Origin of the sequence: Rhizobium sp. OAE497, from assembly GCF_040546565.1 — a bacterium.
Lineage (GTDB): Bacteria > Pseudomonadota > Alphaproteobacteria > Rhizobiales > Rhizobiaceae > Rhizobium.
Map to the genome: position 1 here is coordinate 3,264,862 of NZ_JBEPOA010000001.1, position 22,742 is coordinate 3,287,603.

Annotated in this window: 13 protein-coding genes and 1 pseudogene; all 14 read left to right on the forward strand. The window is 62.5% G+C overall.

The window, feature by feature from the left end; all coding sequences use genetic code 11:
• Positions 1-4: 4 nt before the first annotated feature.
• The 14 genes and pseudogenes from ABIE40_RS16445 (at position 5) to ABIE40_RS16510 (ending at position 22,740) form a co-directional block, all read left to right on the forward strand.
• On the forward strand, positions 5-682 hold the full coding sequence (locus tag ABIE40_RS16445) for a response regulator transcription factor (RefSeq protein WP_199628985.1): 678 nt from the start codon (positions 5-7) through the stop codon (positions 680-682).
• Entirely contained in the window at positions 679-2,061 is a 1,383-nt protein-coding gene (locus ABIE40_RS16450) for a sensor histidine kinase (protein ID WP_199628984.1), read from the forward strand. The genes ABIE40_RS16445 and ABIE40_RS16450 overlap by 4 nt, the downstream gene beginning before the upstream one ends.
• Positions 2,062-2,170: 109 nt before the next feature.
• Entirely contained in the window at positions 2,171-5,494 is a 3,324-nt protein-coding gene (locus ABIE40_RS16455; RefSeq protein ID WP_199628983.1) for a transglutaminase family protein, read from the forward strand.
• An 11-nt stretch (positions 5,495-5,505) separates the two neighbouring features.
• Positions 5,506-7,920, forward strand: coding sequence for a circularly permuted type 2 ATP-grasp protein (locus ABIE40_RS16460; RefSeq protein ID WP_130282158.1), 2,415 nt, complete (start codon positions 5,506-5,508; stop codon positions 7,918-7,920).
• A 4-nt stretch (positions 7,921-7,924) separates the two neighbouring features.
• Complete coding sequence (locus tag ABIE40_RS16465) at positions 7,925-8,806, forward strand: transglutaminase family protein (protein WP_354541042.1); 882 nt, start codon at positions 7,925-7,927, stop codon at positions 8,804-8,806.
• 195 nt (positions 8,807-9,001) lie between these two features.
• Positions 9,002-10,195, forward strand: a complete 1,194-nt coding sequence (locus ABIE40_RS16470) for a vWA domain-containing protein (protein ID WP_354541043.1) — start codon at positions 9,002-9,004, stop codon at positions 10,193-10,195.
• Between the two features lie 276 nt (positions 10,196-10,471).
• On the forward strand, positions 10,472-12,934 hold the full coding sequence (locus ABIE40_RS16475; RefSeq protein WP_199628982.1) for a glycogen/starch/alpha-glucan phosphorylase: 2,463 nt from the start codon (positions 10,472-10,474) through the stop codon (positions 12,932-12,934).
• Positions 12,931-15,138 carry a 1,4-alpha-glucan branching protein GlgB gene (gene glgB / locus ABIE40_RS16480; protein ID WP_199628981.1) on the forward strand — a complete coding sequence of 736 codons (2,208 nt, stop codon included), beginning with the start codon at positions 12,931-12,933 and terminating at the stop codon, positions 15,136-15,138. Before ABIE40_RS16475 ends, glgB begins: the two co-directional genes overlap by 4 nt.
• 22 nt (positions 15,139-15,160) lie before the next feature.
• Entirely contained in the window at positions 15,161-16,423 is a 1,263-nt protein-coding gene (gene glgC, locus ABIE40_RS16485; RefSeq protein ID WP_199628980.1) for a glucose-1-phosphate adenylyltransferase, read from the forward strand.
• 4 nt (positions 16,424-16,427) lie between these two features.
• Positions 16,428-17,875 (forward strand): annotated as a pseudogene (glgA, locus tag ABIE40_RS16490) (glycogen synthase GlgA).
• 6 nt (positions 17,876-17,881) lie between these two features.
• The gene (locus tag ABIE40_RS16495) at positions 17,882-19,513 is read left to right on the forward strand and encodes an alpha-D-glucose phosphate-specific phosphoglucomutase (protein WP_199628978.1); all 1,632 of its coding nucleotides are present in this window, start codon (positions 17,882-17,884) and stop codon (positions 19,511-19,513) included.
• A gap of 10 nt (positions 19,514-19,523) precedes the next feature.
• Positions 19,524-21,494, forward strand: coding sequence for a glycogen debranching protein GlgX (gene glgX / locus ABIE40_RS16500; RefSeq protein WP_199628977.1), 1,971 nt, complete (start codon positions 19,524-19,526; stop codon positions 21,492-21,494).
• 90 nt (positions 21,495-21,584) lie between these two features.
• On the forward strand, positions 21,585-22,073 hold the full coding sequence (locus tag ABIE40_RS16505) for a MaoC family dehydratase (protein WP_199628976.1): 489 nt from the start codon (positions 21,585-21,587) through the stop codon (positions 22,071-22,073).
• A gap of 250 nt (positions 22,074-22,323) precedes the next feature.
• Complete coding sequence (locus ABIE40_RS16510; protein WP_199628975.1) at positions 22,324-22,740, forward strand: type II toxin-antitoxin system VapC family toxin; 417 nt, start codon at positions 22,324-22,326, stop codon at positions 22,738-22,740.
• The last annotated feature ends 2 nt before the right edge of the window (positions 22,741-22,742 follow it).

Here is a 22,742-nt window from a genome sequence, read left to right on the forward strand (position 1 = left end):
ATCCGTGCGCATCCTGCTGACCGAAGACAATGTCGCGCTTGCCGATGGCCTGTCCGCGATCTTGCGCGGTACCGGTCATGCGGTCGATGTCGTCCATGACGGGGCCTCCGCCAATGCCGTTATCGCCGCCGAGAATTTCGATCTCGTCATCCTCGATCTCAACCTGCCGGAAATGGACGGCCTGGAAGTGCTGCGCAACATGCGCGCCCGCCAAAGCAAGGCCGCCGTTCTGATCCTGACCGCCCGCGGCACCCCGGAAGAACGCGTCCGCGGGCTCGATCTCGGCGCCGACGACTACCTGATCAAGCCCTTCGACATTGCCGAATTCGAAGCGCGCGTCCGCGTGCTCCTGCGCCGCCAGGCCGGGCTGCATTCGGCGACCGTCATGTATGGTCCGGTTTCCTTCGATCTCAATTCCCGCACCTTTTCGGCAGCCGGCGTACAGATCGATATCCCCGCCCGCGAACTCGGCCTGCTCGAAATTCTCTTCATGCGCGCCGGCAAGGTCGTCGCCAAGGAAGCCATCATCCAGTCGCTGACGGCCTTCGACGACGACATATCGGCCAATGCGATCGAGCAATATGTCAGCCGCCTGCGCAAGCGGCTCGCGCCCTATGGCCTGACGGTCAAGACGGCCCGCGGCATCGGCTACTATCTCGACAAACTGACCGAGGCCGCATGAGCGCTGCCTATTCGCTGCGCCGCAGGCTGCTGTTCTGGCTGCTGATCTCCACCGCCATCATCGGAACGCTGGCGCTCGCCGATACCTATCGCGAGGCGATCCAGACTTCGAACATCGTCTCGGACCGCGTGCTCGCAGGCTCGGCGCTGGCCATCGCCGAGCGTGTCGTCGTTGCCGAAGACGGAACGCTTGAAGTCGACATTCCCTATGTCGCGCTGGAAATGCTGACCTCAGCCGCCCAGGACCGCGTCTTCTACCGCGTCGACGGCCCGCCCGGCGAGTTCATCACCGGCTATCAGAACCTGCCGACGCTTGCCGACACATCCGGCGAAGTCGCGGGCTTTGCCGACGACACCTTCCGCGGCGAGCCGATCCGCGTCGCCACGCTCCGGCGTTCGGCCTCGACGGGCATCCGCTCCGTGCCCTTCGCCGTCACCGTTGCCGAGACCACCATCGCCCGCCGCCAGCTCGCCCGCGCCATCCTGCTGCGCTCGGCGCTGCGCCTGCTGTTCATGATCGCGGGTGCGGCCGTCATCGTCTGGATCTCGGTCACTGTGGCGCTTCGCCCGCTCTACAAGCTCCGTGACGCCATCGGCGAGCGCAGCCCCGACGACCTGCACCCGATCCGCCAGTCGGTCCCGACCGAGGTCGAACCGCTCGTCGATACCGTCAACAGCTTCATGGTGCGCCTGCAATCGGCGCTCGACGCGCTGCGCAATTTCACCGGCAACGCCAGCCATCAGCTGCGCACGCCGCTGGCGATCATCCGCACCCAGCTTGCGCTCTCCGCCCGCTCCGCGACCTTGGACGAAGCCCACCGTTCAGCCCTGAAAGGTGATCAGGCCGTCGCCCATGCCGAGCGCATCCTTGCCCAGTTGCTGCTGATGGCGAAGATCGATGCCGCCACCGCCAAGGAGGCGCTGACGGCGACGGCGATCGATCTCACTCCGATCGCCCAGGAAATCACCGGCGAGCTGATCCCGACCGCCGCCGAGGCGGGGATCGATCTCGGTTTCGAAGGCGAAGGGGCCGCGATGATCCGCGCCGAGCCGTTGCTGATCGGTGAACTCCTGCGCAATCTCGCCGGCAACGCCATCGCCTATGCCGGAAAGGGCGCCGAGGTGACCGTCCGCGTTTGCCGCAACGGCGAGACGGTGGCGCTCGAAGTCGAGGACAACGGCCCCGGCATTCCGCCGGAAAAGCTTGAAGCCGTGCGCCAGCGCTTCTCGCGCGGCAACGATTCCGGTGCGCCGGGCGCCGGTCTCGGCCTGCCGATCGTCGAGGAGATCGCCAATCTCTTCAATGCCAGCCTGACGCTCGCCAACGGCCCGGATGGAAAGGGCCTCAAGGCTTCGGTCACCTTCGCAAAACTGTCGTAAAGCCTTCCAGCCGTTAACCTTTGTGCCTTGCATTCTTTCGCTGCATTGCACACTATCGCCTTGGGAACAGCTAAGCCGCACAACGATGCGGCGCCGGATAAGGCGAAATATGTCGATCAAGGCCAGCATCTATCATCTGACGCACTATACCTATGACAAGCCGGTCCGGCTCGGGCCGCAGGTCATCCGCCTGAAACCCGCCTCGCATTCGAAGACCCGCGTTCTCAGCCATTCGCTGAAAGTGACGCCGTCGAACCATTTCGTGAACCTGCAGCAGGATCCCTACGGCAACTGTCTCGCCCGCTTCGTCTTTCCGGAGCCGGTCACCGAATTCAAGATCGAGGTCGATCTGGTCGCCGACATGACCGTCTACAATCCCTTCGACTTCTTCGTCGAAGAGGAAGCGACGAAATGGCCGTTCGATTATCCCGAGACCATCCGCGAAGATCTGTCGATCTACATGAAGCCCGAGGAGCCCGGCCCGCGGCTCAAGGCGCTTCTGGAAACGCTCGACTACACGCCGGGCCAGCCGACCGTCGATATGGTCGTCGGCCTCAATGCCCGGCTGCAGCAGCAGATCGGCTACGTCATCCGCATGGAAGCCGGCGTCCAGACGCCGGAGCAGACGCTGGAAACCGCCAAGGGCTCCTGCCGTGACACCAGCTGGCTGCTGGTGCAGATCCTGCGCCATCTCGGCCTCGCCGCCCGCTTTGTCTCGGGCTACCTGATCCAGCTGACCCCGGACCTGAAGGCGCTCGACGGCCCCTCCGGTACCGAAGTCGATTTCACCGACCTGCATGCCTGGGCGGAAGTCTATCTGCCGGGTGCCGGCTGGATCGGCCTTGACCCGACCTCCGGCCTGCTCACCGGAGAAAGCCATATCCCGCTCGCCGCCACTCCGCATTTCCGCAATGCGGCGCCGATCTCCGGCGGCTATTTCGGCGAGGCGAATACCGAATTCGCCTTCGACATGACGGTCGCCCGCGTCGCCGAGCATCCGCGCATCACCAAGCCCTTCTCCGACGAGAGCTGGGACGAGCTGAACGAACTCGGTGAAAAGATCGACCGCATTCTGGAAGCGGAGGACGTCCGGCTCACCATGGGCGGCGAACCGACCTTCGTGTCGATCGACGACTTCGAATCCGCCGAATGGAACACCGCCGCCGTCGGCCCGACCAAGCGCGAAAAGGCCGATAGCCTGATCCGCAAGCTGCGCGAGCGCTTCGCGCCCGGCGGCTTCCTGCATTACGGCCAGGGCAAGTGGTACCCAGGCGAAAGCCTGCCGCGCTGGACCTTCTCGCTCTATTGGCGCAAGGACGGCATGCCGATCTGGCAGGACCCGAACCTGATTGCCGCCGAAGGCAAGGATACCGGCGTGACACCAGCTGATGCCGAACGGCTGATGACCGGCATCGCCCACGAACTGGCAATCTCGCCGGATATGGTGCTGCCCGCCTATGAGGATCCCGCCGAGTGGATCGTCAAGGAAGGCAATCTGCCGGAGAATGTGGATCCCTCGAATTCGAAGCTCAAGGACCCCGAAGAGCGCAACCGCATCGCCCGCGTCTTCGAACGCGGCCTGACGGTTCCGACCGGCTACATCCTTCCAGTCCAGGCCTGGAACGCCCAGGCCTCCGGCCGCCGCTGGATGAGCGAGAAGTGGCAGACGCGCCGCGGCAAGATTTTCCTCGTGCCCGGCGACAGCCCCGTCGGCTACCGCCTGCCGCTCGGCACCCTGCCCTATATCTCGCCCGCGCAATTTCCCTATATCCACACCGCCGACCCTTCGATCCCGCGCGAAGCGTTGCCGAAGGCGATGACGCCGCCTGGCCGCGCCATGCTGGAAGCCTCGCGCCATGCCGAAGAAGGCGGCCAGACCCGTGTCGAGCAGACGATCGGCGAGATCGGCGGCTCGGTGCGCACGGCGATGTCCGTCGAGCCGCGCGACGGCCGTCTCTGCATCTTCATGCCGCCGGTCGAGCGCATCGAGGACTATCTCGAACTGATCGCCGCTGCAGAACATGCCGCACGCGATCTCGGTCTTCCCGTGCATATCGAAGGCTACTCGCCGCCACAGGATGAGCGCATCAACGTCATCCGCGTTGCGCCCGATCCAGGGGTCATCGAGGTCAACATCCACCCTGCCTCGAACTGGCAAGACTGCATCGACATCACCACCACCATCTACGAGGAAGCCCGCGAGACACGCCTTGGCGCCGACAAGTTCATGATCGACGGCCGCCATACCGGCACCGGCGGCGGCAACCATGTCGTCGTCGGCGGCGCCAATCCCGGCGACAGCCCGTTCCTGCGCCGCCCGGATCTCTTGAAGAGCCTGGTGCTGCAATGGCAGCGGCATCCCTCGCTCTCCTACATGTTCTCCGGCATGTTCATCGGCCCGACTAGCCAGGCGCCGCGCATCGATGAAGCCCGCCACGACAGCCTCTACGAGCTCGAAATCGCCATGGCACAGGTGCCGATGCCCGGCCGTGGCGTCGCGCCGCTTCCCTGGCTCGTCGACCGGCTCTTCCGCAACCTCCTGACCGACGTCACCGGCAACACGCACCGCGCCGAAATCTGCATCGACAAGCTGTTCTCGCCCGACGGCCCAACCGGCCGCCTCGGCCTCGTCGAGTTCCGCGGTTTCGAAATGCCGCCGAATGCCCGCATGTCGCTTGCCCAGCAGCTCCTGGTGCGCGCGCTGATCGCCCGCTTCTGGATCAATCCTGCCGACGGCAAGTTCGTGCGCTGGGGCACCTCGCTGCACGACCGGTTCATGCTGCCGCATTTCGTCTGGGCCGATTTCCTCGATGTCCTCAACGATCTCCGGGAAAACGGCTTCGACCTCAGCCCCGAATGGTTCAAGGCGCAGCTGGAGTTCCGCTTCCCCTTCTGCGGCGAAGTCGAATACGAGGGTTCGAAGCTCGAACTGCGCCAGGCGCTGGAGCCTTGGCATGTGATGGGCGAGGAAGGCGCGATCGGCGGCACGGTGCGTTACGTCGACAGTTCCGTCGAGCGCCTGCAGGTGCGGTTGGAGACCAACAACGCCTCGCGCTACACCGTCACCTGCAATGGTCGGACGGTGCCGCTGACGCCGACCGGCACATCGGGTGTCTCGGTCGCCGGCGTGCGCTACAAGGCGTGGCAGCCTTCGTCGGGCCTGCACCCCGTCCTGCCGGTCAACACCCCGCTCACCTTTGACATTTATGATACATGGTCGAAGCGTTCGATCGGCGGCTGCATCTATCATGTTGCCCATCCGGGCGGCCGCAACTATGACACCTTCCCGGTCAACGGAAACGAAGCGGAAGCCCGGCGGCTGGCGCGATTCGAACCGTGGGGACATACGGCAGGCGGCTTCATTCCGCGCGCCGAAACAGGTTCGCAGGAATTCCCGCTGACGCTCGATCTCAGGCGCCCGGCAGGACTTTAGGCTAGGTTTTAATGGGCAAGAAACCGGCAACAGAACGCAAGGCAGTCGAGAACCGCAGCGGCAACGATGCGATCCTCGATTATTCGCCATTGCCCGGCGTTGCCGACGAGATGGTCGACAACAACGGCGCCATCCGCCCGGTCTGGCAGCGCTTCCTCTCCGCCTTCGGCCGCGTGCCGAAACCCGAGCTTGCCGAACGCTTTGCCCGCGCCGACCGCTATCTGCGCGACGCCGGCGTCTTTTACCGCGCCTATGGCAACAAGGGCACCGGCGAGCGCTCTTGGCCGCTCTCGCACATCCCGGTCCTGATCGACGAGCGCGAATGGCAGCAGCTGTCGGCCGGTCTCGTGCAGCGCGCCGATCTCCTGGAAGCGATCGTCGCCGATATCTATGGCAACAATTCCCTCGTCCAGGAAGGTTTCGTGCCGCCCGGCCTGATCGCTTCCAACCCGGAATTCCAGCGCCCGCTCGTCGGCGTCAAACCGGCGAACGGCCACTACCTGCATTTCTGTGCCTTCGAAATCGGCCGCGGCCCTGACGGAAACTGGTGGGTGCTCGCCGACAGGACGCAGGCGCCGTCGGGCGCCGGCTTCGCGCTGGAAAACCGCGTGGCCACCACCCGCGCCTTCTCGGATGTCTATGCCGAAACGCCGGTGCACCGCCTCGCCTCCTTCTTCGGCGCCTTCCGCGATACGCTGCAGACGATGAAGCATTCGGGCGACGACCGCATCGCGGTTCTCACGCCAGGCCCCGCGAACGAGACCTATTACGAACACGCCTATATCGCCCGCTATCTCGGCTTCATGCTGCTCGAGGGCGAGGACCTGACGGTCGTCAACGGCCGTATCATGGTGCGCACCGTTGCCGGCCTCAAGCCGATCGGCGTGCTCTGGCGCCGTCTCGATTCCGCCTATGCCGACCCGCTGGAGCTGAACCAGAATTCGCATATCGGCACGCCCGGCCTGCTCGATGCGCTGCGCGCCGAGACGGTGACCATCGTCAACGGCCTCGGTACCGGCATTCTCGAAACCCGCGCGCTGCTCGCATTCATGCCGACCATCTGTCGCCGCCTGCTCGGTGAAGACCTGCGCCTGCCCTCGATCGCCACCTGGTGGTGCGGCCAGAAGGGCGAGCAGGAACATGTCGCGGGCAATATCGAGAAGATGGTGATCGGCCCGGCCTTCTCCCGCGCTCCGTTCTTCGACGACAACGGCGAGTCCGTGCTCGGCTCCTCGCTGCGCGCCACCGCGAAGGATTCGATTTCCGATTGGCTTGGCAGCGACGGCCCGAAGCTCGTCGGCCAGGAAGTCGTGACGCTCTCGACCACGCCCGCCTGGGTCGACGGCAAGCTCACGCCGCGGCCGATGTCGCTGCGCGTCTTCGCCGCCCGCACCGCGAACGGCTGGCAGATCATGCCCGGCGGTTTCGCCCGCATCGGCGCCAGCGACGATGTCGAGGCGATCGCCATGCAATCCGGCGGTGCTGCCGCCGACGTCTGGATCGTCAGCGACAAGCCGGTCGAGCGCCACACACTTCTGCCGGCCGAAGGCAGCTTCACCCGCAACATGCCGGGCAGCCTGCCGAGCCGCGCGGCGGACAACCTCTTCTGGCTCGGCCGTTACATCGAGCGGGCGGAAGGCGCGCTGCGCATCCTGCGCGCGTGGCACGCCCGCTATGCCGAGGCCGCCGATCCGAACCAGCCGCTGCTCGCCGACGTCTCGGAATATCTGGCGGCACTTGATATCGACACAGAGGAACCGGTGCCGGAAACGCTGCTGCGCAATATCGACAGCGCCGTCTATTCCGCCAGCAATATCCGCGACCGCTTCTCGCCCGATGGCTGGCTGGCACTGAACGATCTGGCCAAGACCGCCCGCCGCTTCCGCATGACGGTGGCCGCCGGCGACGACGCCAGCCATGCGATGACCATCCTGCTCCGCAAGCTCGCGGGCTTTGCCGGTCTGGTCCACGAAAACATGTACCGCTTCACCGGCTGGCGCTTCCTGTCGCTCGGCCGCTATATCGAGCGTGGCCTCCATCTGACCCGGCTGCTCAGCCACATGTCCGGCCCCGATGCACCCGATGGCGCGCTCGACATGCTGCTCGAGATCGGCGACAGCGTCATGACCCACCGCCGCCGCTACAACGTCAATACCGCCCGGCTGACGGTGACCGACCTGCTGGCGCTCGACCCGCTGAACCCGCGCTCGATCCTCTTCCAGATGAACGAGATCCACCGCGAAGTCGAGCAGCTGCCGAATGCCTTCATCAACGGCCAGATGTCGCCCTTCTACCGCGAGGCGATGCGCCTGCATTCCGGCCTCGCCGTGATGACGCCGGAGACGATGAGCGTCGAGGTCTACAAGAAGCTGGAGCGCGAACTCGAAGCGCTCTCCGATCTGCTCGCACAGACCTATCTGGGGTGACGCCGTGCTCTACGACCTCTCGCTCCATATGGGATATATCTACGACAGCCCAGCCTCCGGCGCCCGCCATATCATGCGGCTGATGCCGCTGTCGCTGCCCGACCGCCAGCGGCTGATCGCCGGCTCGATCACCATTTCGCCGTCACCCGACGAGCAATCGCATTTCACCGATTTCTTCCGCCATCCCTCCACATCCTTCCTGCTGCGCTCGCCGCACGAGACGCTGGATATCCGCATGCAGGCCCGCGTGCAGGTGGAAAGCCATTCGATCGCCGCCGACTTCTCGCCGATGCTGACGGGCTTGCCCGGAGAAGTCGCAGCCATCTGGTCGCTCGACCCGGAATCGCCCCACCATTTTCTGGGCGACAGCCCGCGCCTCAGCGAGACCAGGGCGATCTCCGACTACGCCCGCGAAAGCGCGGACGCCTCACGCACCGTGCTGCAGATCGCCACGGCTGTCTGCGCCCGTATCAACAAGGATTTCACCTATGACACCGAGGCAACCTCGGTGGACTCGACGCCGCTCGATGCCTTCGAGCTGAAGTGCGGCGTCTGCCAGGATTTCTCTCATGTGATGATCCTGGCGCTGCGCAGCCTCGGCATCCCCGCCGGTTATGTGTCGGGCTTCCTGCGCACCATCCCCCCGCCCGGCAAGGAACGCCTCGAAGGCGCCGATGCCATGCATGCCTGGGTCCGCGTCTGGTGCGGCAAGACGCTCGGCTGGGTCGAGCTTGACCCCACCAACAACATCCCCGCCAGCACCGACCACATCGTCGTCGCCTACGGCCGCGACTACAGCGATGTGGCGCCGGTGATCGGCGTGCTCAAGAGCTATGGCGGCCAGCGGGCGGTGCAGGCGGTGGATGTGGTGCCGCTGAAGCAGTGAAGCGCAACGGCCTGTGCCATAGATATTAATGGGCAGACGTCACGAATATTCCCGCTTCAATATCAATAATGCATTGATACACATAAGTTCTGTGCCGAAATCGTGAGTTGCATTCAATTTTAGGTTTTACCTTAAGGAGTACGGTAACAATCGGGCTGTAAACCGTCATGTTAACTCAACCCCATTGCAGGTGACATGATGTCTCCCATTTCGACTTTGCTCTCCGAGGCATCCGCCCTGCTTCGCGATCGCTCCGGTAATTTTGGCATGGTGACCGCGATCGTCCTTCCGGTTCTCGTTGGAGCCGCTAGTCTCGCCATCGATGTCTCGAATATCGTCGTTTCGCAAAGGCAACTGCAAGAAGCCTCCGATTCTGCGGCGCTCGCGGCAGCGACAGCACTCAAAAATGGCAAAGTGGCCAATGCCGACGAGGCGAAGGCCCTGGCGAAGGATTTTGTCGCCGGACAAATGTCTAACTTTGTCGATCAGGCAACCGTCGCGGCGATCAAACAATCACTCGTTGTGGATGTTCAGACAACAGTGACATCAAATGGCACGAGTTACAAAATCAATGTCAACAGCAACTACGCGCTGACGACGACGCCGCTGTCGAAGGTCTTCGGCTACAGCACTTTCAACGTTGCGGCAGGAAGCACGACGACGAGCGGTGTCAATCAATTTCGCAGCGCAGTGTCCATGACGCTGGTACTGGATGAATCGGGCTCGATGCTCGCGAATACCGGAACAAAAATCGTCCCGACCACATCTTGCCAACAGTACAACACCAGCGGCAGGTCGATCGGTAATATCAGCCCTTGCTATGTGAAGAAAATTGACGCCTTGAAGAGCGCGTCCAACTTGCTGCTTGACGAACTGGACGAAGCAGATCCCAAGGCCAAGTTTGTTAGAACAAATGCGATAGCCTGGAGCGGCACTATCCAGGACTCCAACGCCTTTTCTTGGGGGACGGCCAAAACCCGAACACAGGTGATCAACACGATGTCGGCAGGTGGTAACACAGAGTCCGCCGCGCCAATGAAAAAGGCCTATGAGGATCTGATAACCACGAATTCGCAGTCGGAAACCGAAATTCAGAAGGCTGCAGGAAATACCAGCCTGACGAAGTACATCGTTTTCATGACAGACGGCGAGAACAACGCCTCCTCATCGGATACCTCGACCTTGAAGACATGCACCAGTGCAAAGACCGACGGCATCAAGATTTACTCGATCGCATTCATGGCGCCTGACGCAGGTCAAAAACTCTTGGAAGCATGCTCAAGCGGAACAGGGTTTTACTTCAAGGCGGAGAGCATGAAGGATCTTCTCGATGCCTTCCAGAAAATCGGCGAAGACACTGGCAAAGACAAAACTCTTCTGACCAACTAACCCGCCCAAATCCTCCCAAAACAAAAGCCGCTCCGGAACAAACCGGGGCGGCTTTTCGTTGTCTGCTAATCCTCTGTATCAAATCGGGAAAATCGATTGAAATCAAGTCCCGGGGCGAAGGGGAATGTGAAGGTTTCGCAAATTTTTGCTTTGGTTAAATCGGCTGTTGCAAGTGCTTGGTAACGGTGCATAAACTGACAGTATTCGTGTGTGTGACAAAGCGATTACCTCAGGCATAACATACTGAAATCCAATCAAAATTGGCGAGACCTGACGATGAACACAGCTTCCAAGCCGACCATCCCCTCCCCCGCTCCTCGCAGCTCCCGGCCTGAAATTCTTGCAGAAGAAATTATTGAGCGCCTCACATACCGCATCGGCAAGGATGCCAAAGTCGCCAAGCCGCATGACTGGCTGACCGCCACGATCCTCGTTGTACGCGACCGCATCATCGACAAATGGATGGACTCCACGCGCAAGGTTTACGCCACGGGCGACAAGCGCGTTTACTATCTATCCCTCGAGTTCCTCATCGGCCGCCTGATGCGCGATGCCGTCTCCAATCTCGGCCTGATGGAAGAGGTGCGCGATGCGCTGACCTCTCTCGGCGTCGATATCAACGTCATTGCCGGCCTTGAGCCCGATGCCGCACTCGGCAACGGCGGCCTTGGCCGTCTCGCCGCCTGTTTCATGGAATCCATGGCGACCGTCGATGTCCCCGCTTATGGCTACGGCATCCGCTATGTCCACGGCCTGTTCCGCCAGCAGCTGGCCGACGGCTGGCAGGTGGAGCTGCCGGAAAGCTGGCTCGCCCACGGCAATCCCTGGGAATTCGAGCGCCGCGAAAGCGCCTATGAAATCGGCTTCGGTGGCGCTGTGGAAGTCGTCGGCGATCACGATGGCGAACCGCGCTACGTCTGGAAGCCCGCCGAGCGCGTCATCGCTGCCGCCTTCGACACGCCTGTGGTCGGCTGGCGCGGCAAGCGCGTCAACACGCTCCGCCTCTGGTCGGCCCAGCCGATCGACCCGATCCTGCTCGACGCCTTCAACGCCGGCGACCATATCGGCGCGCTGCGCGAGAGCAACAAGGCCGAAAGCCTGACGCGCGTCCTCTATCCGGCGGATGCGACGCCCGCCGGTCAGGAGCTGCGCCTGCGCCAGGAATTCTTCTTCTCGTCCGCTTCACTCCAGGACATCCTGCGCCGCCACCTGCAGCAGTATGAGGATTTCACCTCGCTGCCGGACAAAGTGGCGATCCAGCTGAACGACACGCACCCGGCGGTCTCGGTGGCCGAGCTCACCCGCCTGCTCTGCGACGTACACGGCCTCGATTTCGAAACCGCCTTCGATATCGTCCGCCGCACGATCTCCTACACCAACCACACCCTGCTGCCGGAAGCGCTGGAAACCTGGCCGATCCCGCTCTTCGAGCGCCTGCTGCCGCGCCACATGCAGCTGATCTATGCGATCAATGCCAAGGTTCTGGTCGAGGCGCGCCGCGAGAAGAACTTCTCCGACACCGAAATCCGCTCGATCTCGCTGATCGACGAAAGCGGCGATCGCCGCGTGCGCATGGGCAACCTCGCCTTCGTCGGTTCGCATTCGATCAACGGCGTCTCGGCGCTGCATACCGATCTGATGAAGGTCACGGTCTTCGCCGATCTGCACAAGCTCTATCCTGACCGCATCAATAACAAGACCAACGGCATCACGCCGCGCCGCTGGCTGCAGCAGTGCAATCCGGGGCTGACGGGCCTGATCCGCGAAGCGATCGGCGACGAGTTCATGGACGACGCCGAGAAGCTGAAGCCGCTCGATAGATTCGCGAGCGATCCGGCTTTCCAGCAGAAGTTCGCCGCCGTGAAGCGCGCCAACAAGGTGGCGCTGTCCAATCTCGTTGCCAGCCGCATGGGCGTAAAGCTCGATCCGTCGGCGATGTTCGACATCCAGATCAAGCGCATCCACGAATACAAGCGCCAGCTGCTGAACGTCATCGAAGCCGTGGCGCTCTACGACCAGATCCGCTCGCATCCGGAAATGGACTGGACGCCGCGCGTAAAACTCTTCGCCGGCAAGGCAGCGCCGAGCTATCACAATGCCAAGCTGATCATCAAACTGATCAACGATGTTGCCCGCACGGTCAACAACGACCCGGCCGTACGCGGCCTCCTGAAGGTCGTCTTCGTGCCGAACTACAACGTCTCGCTGGCCGAAGTGATGGTTCCCGCAGCCGACCTTTCCGAGCAGATCTCGACGGCCGGCATGGAAGCCTCCGGCACCGGCAACATGAAGTTTGCGCTGAACGGCGCGCTGACCATCGGCACGCTTGATGGCGCAAATGTCGAAATGCGCGACAATGTCGGCGACGACAACATCGTCATCTTCGGCCTGCAGGCCGATGAAGTGGCGAAGGTGCGTAGCGACGGCCACAATCCGCGCGAAATCATCGAGAGATCGCGCGAGCTGTCTCAGGCGCTCGCTTCGATCGCCGGCGGCGTCTTCTCGCCTGACGACCGCAACCGCTACACCCAGCTGATCGACGGCATCTACTCGCACGACTGGTTCATGGTCGCCGCCGATTTCGACGCCTATGCCGCTGCCCAGCGCGAGGTCGACCAGATCTGGAACAACCAGTCGTCCTGGTACACCAAGACGATCAACAACACGGCACGGATGGGCTGGTTCTCGTCTGACCGCACGATCCGGCAATATGCCGACGAGATCTGGAGAGCCGGATGAAAACGCCGAAAGCCACCCCTGAGGTAAAGCGTCCCTGGGAAATTTCGGCAGACGAAATCGCGGCGATTCTCGCTGGCTCGCATGCAAATCCTTTTGCCGCGCTCGGCGTGCATCAGGCGGGTGACAGCTATGCCGCCCGCTGCTTCATTCCGGGTGCGGAAGAAGTCACCGCCATGTCGCTCGATGGCACTGTCATCGGCGAACTGACACAGCTTCACCCGGACGGCTTCTTCGCCGGCCCGGTGAAGCTCACCAAGCAGCAGCCGGTCCGCTATCGCGCCCGCAAGGGCGATGCGGAATGGGCGGTCACCGATCCTTACAGCTTCGGCCCCGTCCTCGGCCCGATGGACGATTATTACGTCCGCGAAGGCTCGCATCTGCGCCTTTTCGACAAGATGGGTGCCCACTGGATCAAGCATGAGGGGGCACAGGGCATCCACTTCGCCGTCTGGGCGCCGAACGCGCAGCGTGTCTCCGTCGTCGGCGATTTCAACAATTGGGATGGCCGCCGCCACGTCATGCGCTTCCGCTCCGGCGCTGGCATCTGGGAAATCTTCGCCCCTGATGTGCCGACCGGCGTGCCCTACAAGTTCGAGATCCGCGGCAATGACGGCGTGCTCCTGCCGCTGAAGGCCGACCCCTTTGCCCGCCGCAGCGAGCTGCGCCCGAAGACCGCCTCGGTTACCGCGCCGGAGCTTCTGCAGGAATGGGAGGATGCCGCCCATCTCAAGCACTGGCGCGAGACCGACAAGCGCCGCCAGCCGATCTCCATCTACGAGGTCCATGCTGGCTCCTGGCAGCGGCGCCAGGACGGCACGTTCCTGTCCTGGGACGAGCTCGCCAATACGCTGATCCCCTATGTCACGGACATGGGCTTCACCCATATCGAATTCCTGCCGATCACCGAACATCCCTACGACCCCTCCTGGGGCTACCAGACGACGGGTCTCTATTCGCCAAGCGCCCGCTTCGGCGAGCCGGAAGGTTTCGCCCGCTTCGTCAACGGCTGCCATAAGGTCGGCATCGGCGTCATCCTCGACTGGGTACCGGCGCATTTCCCGACCGACGAGCACGGTCTCGGCTGGTTCGACGGCACGGCGCTCTACGAGCATGAGGATCCCCGTAAGGGTTTCCATCCAGACTGGAACACGGCGATCTACAATTTCGGCCGCACCGAGGTCCTCTCCTATCTCGTCAACAACGCGCTCTACTGGGCCGAAAAATTCCATCTCGACGGCCTGCGCGTCGATGCCGTCGCCTCGATGCTCTATCTCGACTATTCGCGCAAACACGGCGAATGGATCCCGAACGAATACGGCGGCAACGAAAACCTTGAGGCCGTGCGCTTCCTGCAGGACATGAACATGCGCATCTACGGGGAACACCCCGGCGTCATGACCATTGCCGAGGAATCGACGTCATGGCCGAAGGTCTCGCAACCCGTGCATGAAGGCGGCCTCGGCTTCGGCTTCAAGTGGAACATGGGCTTCATGCACGACACGCTGAGCTACATGAAGCGCGATCCGATTCATCGCCGCCACCATCACAACGAGCTCACCTTCGGCCTGCTCTACGCCTATTCGGAAAACTTCGTCCTGCCGCTGTCGCATGACGAAGTCGTCCACGGCAAGGGATCGCTGATCGCCAAGATGCCGGGCGACGACTGGCAGAAATTCGCAAACCTGCGCGCCTATTACGCCTTCATGTGGGGCTATCCCGGCAAGAAGCTGCTGTTCATGGGGCAGGAATTCGCCCAGTGGAGTGAATGGAGCGAGGCGACCTCGCTCGACTGGAACCTGCTGCAATACCGCATGCATGAAGGCATGCGCCGCCTGGTGCGCGATCTCAACCTCACCTACCGCTCGAAGCCTGCACTTCATGCCCGCGATTGCGAGGGCGAAGGCTTCGAATGGCTGATCGCCGACGATCACGAGAACTCGGTCTTCGCATGGCTGCGCAAGGCGCCGGATCAGAAGCCGGTGGCCGTCATCACCAACTTCACCCCTGTTTACCGCGAGAACTACTCGATCCGCCTGCCTTTCGAGGGGCGCTGGCGCGAAATCCTCAATACGGATGCCGATATCTATGGCGGCAGCGGCAAGGGCAATGGCGGGCGCGTGCAAGCCGTCAATGCCGGTGGCACCATCGCCGCCACGATCACTTTGCCGCCGCTGGCGACGATCATGCTTGAACCTGAGACTTGAAGACTGGTGGGAGGAGTAGACTATGGTAGAGAAGCGCATTCAGCCACTTGCCCGTGATGCAATGGCTTACGTTCTGGCCGGCGGTAGAGGAAGCCGCCTGAAGGAACTCACCGACCGCCGAGCCAAGCCTGCGGTCTATTTCGGCGGCAAGGCGCGCATCATCGATTTCGCGCTGTCCAACGCCCTGAACTCCGGTATTCGCCGCATCGGCGTCGCCACGCAGTACAAGGCACACTCGCTGATCCGCCACATGCAGCGCGGCTGGAACTTCTTCCGCCCGGAACGCAACGAGAGCTTTGATATCCTGCCGGCCTCCCAACGCGTTTCGGAAACGCAGTGGTATGAAGGCACGGCCGACGCCGTCTATCAGAACATCGACATCATCCAGGATTACGGCGTCGAGTACATGGTCATCCTTGCCGGCGACCACGTCTACAAGATGGACTACGAATACATGCTGCAGCAGCATGTCGATTCCGGCGCCGACGTCACTATCGGCTGCCTGGAAGTGCCGCGCATGGAAGCAACCGGCTTCGGCGTCGTCCATGTCGACGAGACCGACCGGATCATCGACTTCGTCGAGAAGCCCGCCGATCCGCCATCGATCCCCGGCAAGCCGGACAGCTCCTTCGCTTCGATGGGCATCTATGTGTTCCACACGAAGTTCCTGATCGATGCCTTGCGGCGCGATGCCGCCGATCCGAATTCCAGCAAGGACTTCGGCAAGGACATCATCCCCTATATCGTCAAGAACGGTAAGGCCGTCGCCCACCGCTTCGCCCAGTCCTGCGTTCGTTCCGACTTCGAAAACGAGCCCTACTGGCGCGACGTCGGAACGATCGAGGCCTACTGGCAGGCCAATATCGACCTGACGGCAATCGTTCCCGATCTCGATATCTACGACAAGTCCTGGCCGATCTGGACCTATGCCGAGATCACCCCGCCGGCAAAATTCGTCCATGACGACGAGAACCGCCGCGGCTCGGCAACCTCCTCGGTTGTCGCCGGCGATTGCATCATTTCGGGCGCCAGCCTCAACAAGAGCCTTCTCTTCACCGGCGTTCGCGCTAATTCCTATTCGAAACTGGAAGGCGCGGTCGTTCTGCCGAGCGTCAAGATCGGCCGCCGCGCCCAGCTTAAGAACGTCGTGATCGATCATGGCGTCGTCATTCCGGAAGGCCTCGTTGTCGGTGAGGATCCGGTGCTCGATGCCAAGCGCTTCCGGCGGACTGACAGCGGTATTTGCCTGATCACGCAGCCCATGATCGATAAGTTGGATCTTTAAACATATGAAAGTTCTTTCGGTTTCGTCCGAAGTCTTCCCTTTGATCAAAACAGGGGGGCTCGCCGATGTGGCGGGCGCCCTGCCCATCGCTCTCAAGCGGTTCGGTATCGAGACGAAGACCCTCATGCCCGGCTATCCCGCCGTCATGCGGGCCATTCGCGATCCCGTCGTCCGCCTGCAGTTCGATGATCTCCTGGGAGAACCCGCGACGGTTCTGGAAGTGCAGCACGAGGGTCTCGATATCCTCGTGCTCGATGCCCCCGCTTATTACGATCGTCCCGGCGGTCCCTATCTCGACCAGACCGGCAAGGACTATACTGACAACTGGCGGCGCTTTGCCGCCCTGTCTCTGGCAGGCGCCGAGATCGCCGCGGGCCTGATGCCCGACTGGCGTCCTGATCTCGTCCATGCCCATGACTGGCAGGCGGCACTCACCCCCGTCTACATGCGCTACTACCCGACGCCGGAACTGCCGAGCGTTCTCACCGTCCACAACATCGCCTTCCAGGGCCAGTTCGGCGCCGAGATCTTCCCCGGTCTTCGCCTGCCGCCGCATGCCTTCTCGACCGAGAGCATCGAATATTACGGCCATATCGGCTATCTCAAGGGCGGCCTGCAGACTTCCTGGGCGATCACGACGGTCAGCCCTTCCTATGCGGACGAAATCCTGATGCCGGAATTCGGCATGGGTCTCGAGGGCGTCATCGCCAGCCGCCGCGCCGCGACGCGCTGCACGGCATCGTCAACGGTATCGACGCCGATATCTGGAACCCGGCGACCGACCCAGTCGTCCACACCCATTACGGTCCGGCGACGCTGAAAAACCGCGCCGAGAATCGCAAGTCGATCTCCGAATTCTTCCGCCTGCATGACGACGATGCGCCGATCTTCTGCATCATCAGCCGCCTGACCTGGCAGAAGGGCATGGACCTGATCGCCGCGACGGCCGATCAGATCGTCGCGCTCGGCGGCAAGCTCGCCATTCTCGGCTCCGGCGATCCGGCGCTCGAAGGCTCGCTGCTCGCCGCCGCCGCCCGTCATCCCGGCCGCATCGGCATCTCGATCGGCTATAACGAGCCGATGTCCCACCTGATGCAGGCCGGCTGCGACGCGATCATCATCCCCTCGCGATTCGAGCCTTGCGGCCTGACGCAGCTCTATGGCCTGCGCTACGGCTGCGTGCCGATCGTCGCCCGCACCGGTGGTCTCAACGACACGGTAATCGATGCTAACCATGCCGCGCTTGCGGCTAAAGTTGCGACAGGAATACAGTTTTCTCCCGTCACGGCTGAGGGTATGCTACAGGCCATCCGCCGCGCGATGACACTCTATGCGGATCAAAAAGTCTGGACCCAACTGCAAAAGCAGGGCATGAAATCGGATGTCTCGTGGGAGAAGAGCGCCGAACGCTACGCTGCCCTGTATTCAAGCCTCGCCCCGAAAGGCAAGTGACAGAAAATGAACAAGTCCGTATCCACCACGCCCTACCAGGATCAGAAACCCGGCACCTCGGGTCTCCGCAAGAAGGTCCCGGTCTTCCAGCAGCCGAACTATGCTGAGAACTTCATCCAGTCGATCTTTGATTCGCTGGAAGGCTACCAGGGCAAGAGCCTCGTCATCGGTGGTGACGGACGCTACTACAACCGCGAAGTCATCCAGAAGGCGATCAAGCTCGCCGCCGCAAACGGCTTCGGCAAGGTCATCGTCGGCAAGGGCGGCATTCTCTCGACGCCTGCCGCATCGCATATCATCCGCAAGTACAAGGCCTTCGGCGGCATCATCCTGTCTGCCAGCCACAATCCCGGCGGCCCGACCGAAGATTTCGGCATCAAGTACAATGTCAGCAATGGCGGCCCGGCCCCTGAAAAGATCACCGACGCGATCTATGCGCGAACCAAGGTGATCGACAGCTACAAGATCGCCGACTTCTCCGACGTCAATATCGACCGCATCGGCAAGGAAGAGCTTCCGGGCGGCATGATCCTCTCGATCATCGACTCGGTCGAAGACTATGCCGCGATGATGGAAGAGCTGTTCGATTTCGGCGCCATTCGCAACCTGATCAGCCTCGGCTTCCGCATCGCCTTCGATGCAATGAGCGCCGTCACCGGCCCCTATGCCAAGGAAATCTTCGAAAACCGTCTCGGCGCGCCGCTCGGTTCCGTGCGCAATTTCATGCCGCTGCCCGATTTCGGCGGCCACCACCCGGACCCGAACCCGGTTCACTGCAAGGAACTCTACGACGAGATGATGGGCGACGACGCCCCTGATTTCGGCGCAGCCTCCGACGGCGACGGCGACCGCAACCTGATCGTCGGCCGCGGCATCTTCGTCACCCCGTCCGATAGCCTTGCGATCCTTGCTGCCAACGCCAACCTGGCGCCCGGCTATTCCGGCGGCCTCGCCGGCATCGCCCGCTCCATGCCGACCTCGGGTGCCGCCGACCGCGTCGCCGAAAAGCGCGGCATCGGCATCTACGAGACCCCGACCGGCTGGAAGTTCTTCGGCAACCTGCTCGACGCCGGCATGGCGACGATCTGTGGTGAGGAAAGTGCCGGCACCGGTTCGAACCATGTCCGCGAGAAGGACGGTCTCTGGGCCGTGCTGCTGTGGCTGAACATCCTCGCCGTCCGTGGCGAAAGCGTCCAGGACGTCGTCACCCAGCACTGGCAGACCTACGGCCGCAATTACTATTCGCGCCACGACTACGAAGGCGTCGATACCGATGCCGCAAACGGCCTGATCGACAATCTGCGCGCCCAGCTTCCAACGCTGCCGGGCAAGAGCTTCGGCAGCCTGACGGTCGAGAAGGCGGACGACTTTGCCTATCACGATCCGGTCGACAAGTCGGTCAGCGAGCATCAGGGCATCCGCATCCTCTTCAAGGGCGGCTCGCGCGTCGTCTTCCGTCTTTCTGGTACTGGTACGTCTGGCGCAACCCTGCGCGTCTATATCGAGCGTTACGAGCCGGATTCGAGCCGGCACAATATCGAAACGCAGGAGGCGCTGGCCGACCTGATCGCCGCCGCGGAGGCCATCGCCGACATCCGCAAGCGCACGGGCCGGGACGCACCTTCCGTCATCACCTGACCGGGGGCACATGCGGGCAGACAACAGGGCACAAGGCGGCGCCGTTCTTTTCGAAACCGGCGTCGAGTTCACAGTCTGGTCGCACCACGCCGCAGAGATCCAGCTCTGCCTTTTCGACAAGAGCGGCAACAAGGAAGTCGCGCGCCTGCCCATGGCGCGCGAGGACGGCCACTTCCACCGCCTCTTCGTCGACAACCTGAAGGAGGGCGCGCGCTACGGCCTGCGCGCCGATGGCATCTATTCGCCTGACAACGGCCTCTGGTTCGACCCGTCGAAACTCCTCGTCGACCCCTATGCCAAGGAGCTGGACCGGCCGTTCAAGCACGATCCGCGCCTCGGCATCTTGGGCGAAGACACCCAGGATCTGATGCCGAAGGCGATCGTCACCCGCGATCAGAAGGCAAAGCCCGGCAAGCCGCTTTTCCGGCCCGGCGGCTTCATCTACGAAGTGGCGGTCAAACCCTTCACGATCCTTCATCCCGATGTACCCGAAAAGCAGCGCGGCACGGTGGCGGCGCTGGCCCATCCCTCGATCATCGCCCACCTGAAGCGGATCGGCGTCGATGCGATCGAGCTGATGCCGATCACCGCCTGGATCGACGAGCGCCATCTGCCGCCGCTCAATCTCACCAATGGCTGGGGTTATAATCCGGTCGCCTTCATGGCGCTCGATCCGCGCCTCTGCCCTGGCGGCATGGCCGAGCTCAGAGATACGGTCGCCAAGCTGCATGCCGAAGGCATCGCCGTCATCCTCGACCTCGTCTTCAACCATACCGGCGAGAGCGACCGCTATGGCACGACGCTGTCGCTGCGCGGTCTGGACAACCTCTCCTTCTACCACCACCTGCCCGGCCGCAACGGCGAACTCGTCAACGACACCGGAACCGGCAACACCGTTGCCTGCGACCACCCCTATGTCCGCCAGCTGATCATCGACAGCCTCCGCCATTTCGTACTCGGCGCCGGCATCGATGGCTTTCGCTTCGATCTGGCGCCGGTCCTCGGCCGGACCGCCAACGGCTTCGAAGGCCGCGGCCAGACGCTGACCGCGCTCCTCGCCGACGAGGTCCTTGCCGACCGCGTCATGATCGCCGAACCCTGGGATATCGGCCCCGGCGGCTACCAGCTCGGCAATTTCTCTGCGCCCTTCCTGGAATGGAACGACCGCGTCCGCGACGACATCCGCTGCTACTGGCGCGGCGACGACTGGAAGACCGGGCCGCTCGCAACGGCGCTCGCCGGCTCCTCCGACATTTTCGGCCGCGATGGCCGGCAGGCGACCCGCAGCGTCAATTTCCTCGCCGCCCATGACGGCTTCACGCTGAAAGACCTCGTCTCCTATAACGGCAAGCACAACGAGGCGAATGGCGAGGCCAACCGCGACGGCCACAACGAGAACCACTCGTGGAACAACGGCGTCGAGGGGGAGACGAAGTATCCGGATATCAACGCCAGACGCCGCGCCGACCTGATGGCGCTGATCGCCACGCTCTTCGCCAGCCGCGGCAGCATCATGCTGACGGCAGGCGACGAAGGCGGCCGCACCCAGCGCGGCAACAACAACGCCTATTGCCAGGACAACGAGATCACCTGGGTCGACTGGAAGGCCCTGGACGACGAACTGATCGCCCACACGGCCTTCGTCTCCGGCCTCAGGAAACGCTTCTCCGTCTTCTCCGAAAGCAACTTCTTCACCGGCAACGGCGATGTCGCCTGGCTCTCTCCCTCGGGACAACCGATGACCACGGGCGAATGGGAAACACCGAACCTAACCTCCTTCGGCATGATGCTCGCGACCCGGGACGGAACCGCGCGCAAGATCGTCCGGCTCGCCATCGTCTTCAACCGCTCGAACGATCCGCTTCCCTTCACGCTACCGGCCGGATCCGGATGGCGCGAGCTCAGCCGCTCGGGCAGCAAAAAAGTGGCCCCGGCGGTAACCCTTCCCGCCCGCAGCGCTATGTTCTATCTGGAAAATTAGGCTTCCCGGCCATCCCCGGCGAATCCTTGTCGCAAACGTCACAAAGGCGCGATAAGGCTTCACGCCTGCGGCCGTTTTGACGAGGACTGAATGGGTAAGGAAATTGCACTCGCCGACGTGATGGGTCTCGTCGGCACCGAGACCGGCGTGTCCGACTGGATCACGGTCGACCAGACGATGATCGACGCCTTCGCCGGCGCCACCAACGATCACCAGTTCATCCATACCGATCCGGAACGCGCCGCCGCCGAGAGCCCCTATGGCGGAACAATCGCCCACGGCTTTCTGACGCTCTCGCTGCTCTCGGCCATGAATTTCGACGCCCTGCCGAAGATCCGCGAACAGACGATGGGCATCAACTACGGCTTCGACAAGATCCGCTTCATGTCGCCGGTCAAGTGCGGCGCCCGCATCCGCGCCCGCTTCACCCTCGCCGACGCCCGCCTGCGCGGCGCAGCGATGATGATGACGACCTATGAAGTGACGGTGGAAATCGAAAACGAGAAGAAGCCGGCACTGACCGCGACGTGGATTACCATCGCACAGTTTGATCCGAAGGATCGGCCTACGGCCGATTGACGCCAGCGAGGCAATTTCTAACCTCTCGCAATCGCGGCAAAGTCGTATTATGTTGAGGTCATGAGCAAAGCACCGCAGCAATCGACTGTCATAGTCCGCAACGGTAAGACCGGACAGTTCGTCACGGTCCGCGGCGCTGGTGCGCTTAAGGGCCAGACACCGGCTATCCGCAAGGGCATCGACCTTACGAAACCTATCGCCTCGCAAGCACTCAAGAAACAGAAATAAGGTTTGAACACGCTTGCGCGGAGTGCTGCTCGACACTCACACACTATATTGGCTAGTCAGTGGCGCTGCTGAGTTAGAAGCTGAAGCACTCGTGGCGATCGGCGAGAGTCAGCAGGTGGGGAAGCTCTACGTTTCACCGATCACAGCGTGGGAAATTTCACTCGCTACCCGAAAGCAGACCAATGCGCCGCAGCTGGGAGAATTGACTGGGGCAAAATGGTTTCACGCCGCAATTCGGGAAACAGGAGCCAGGATCATCCCGATAGGCGAGCGTATCGCAGCCGGCGCTGCAGATGTCGTCGCAGAGACCAGGCACAAAGACCCCGGCGATTGCTATCTGATTGCCACCGCCCGAATGAAGAAAATTCCGATCGTCACCAGAGACGCCACCATCATCCAGATAGCCGACTCCGGCTACCTGGATGTCATTGCCTGCTAATT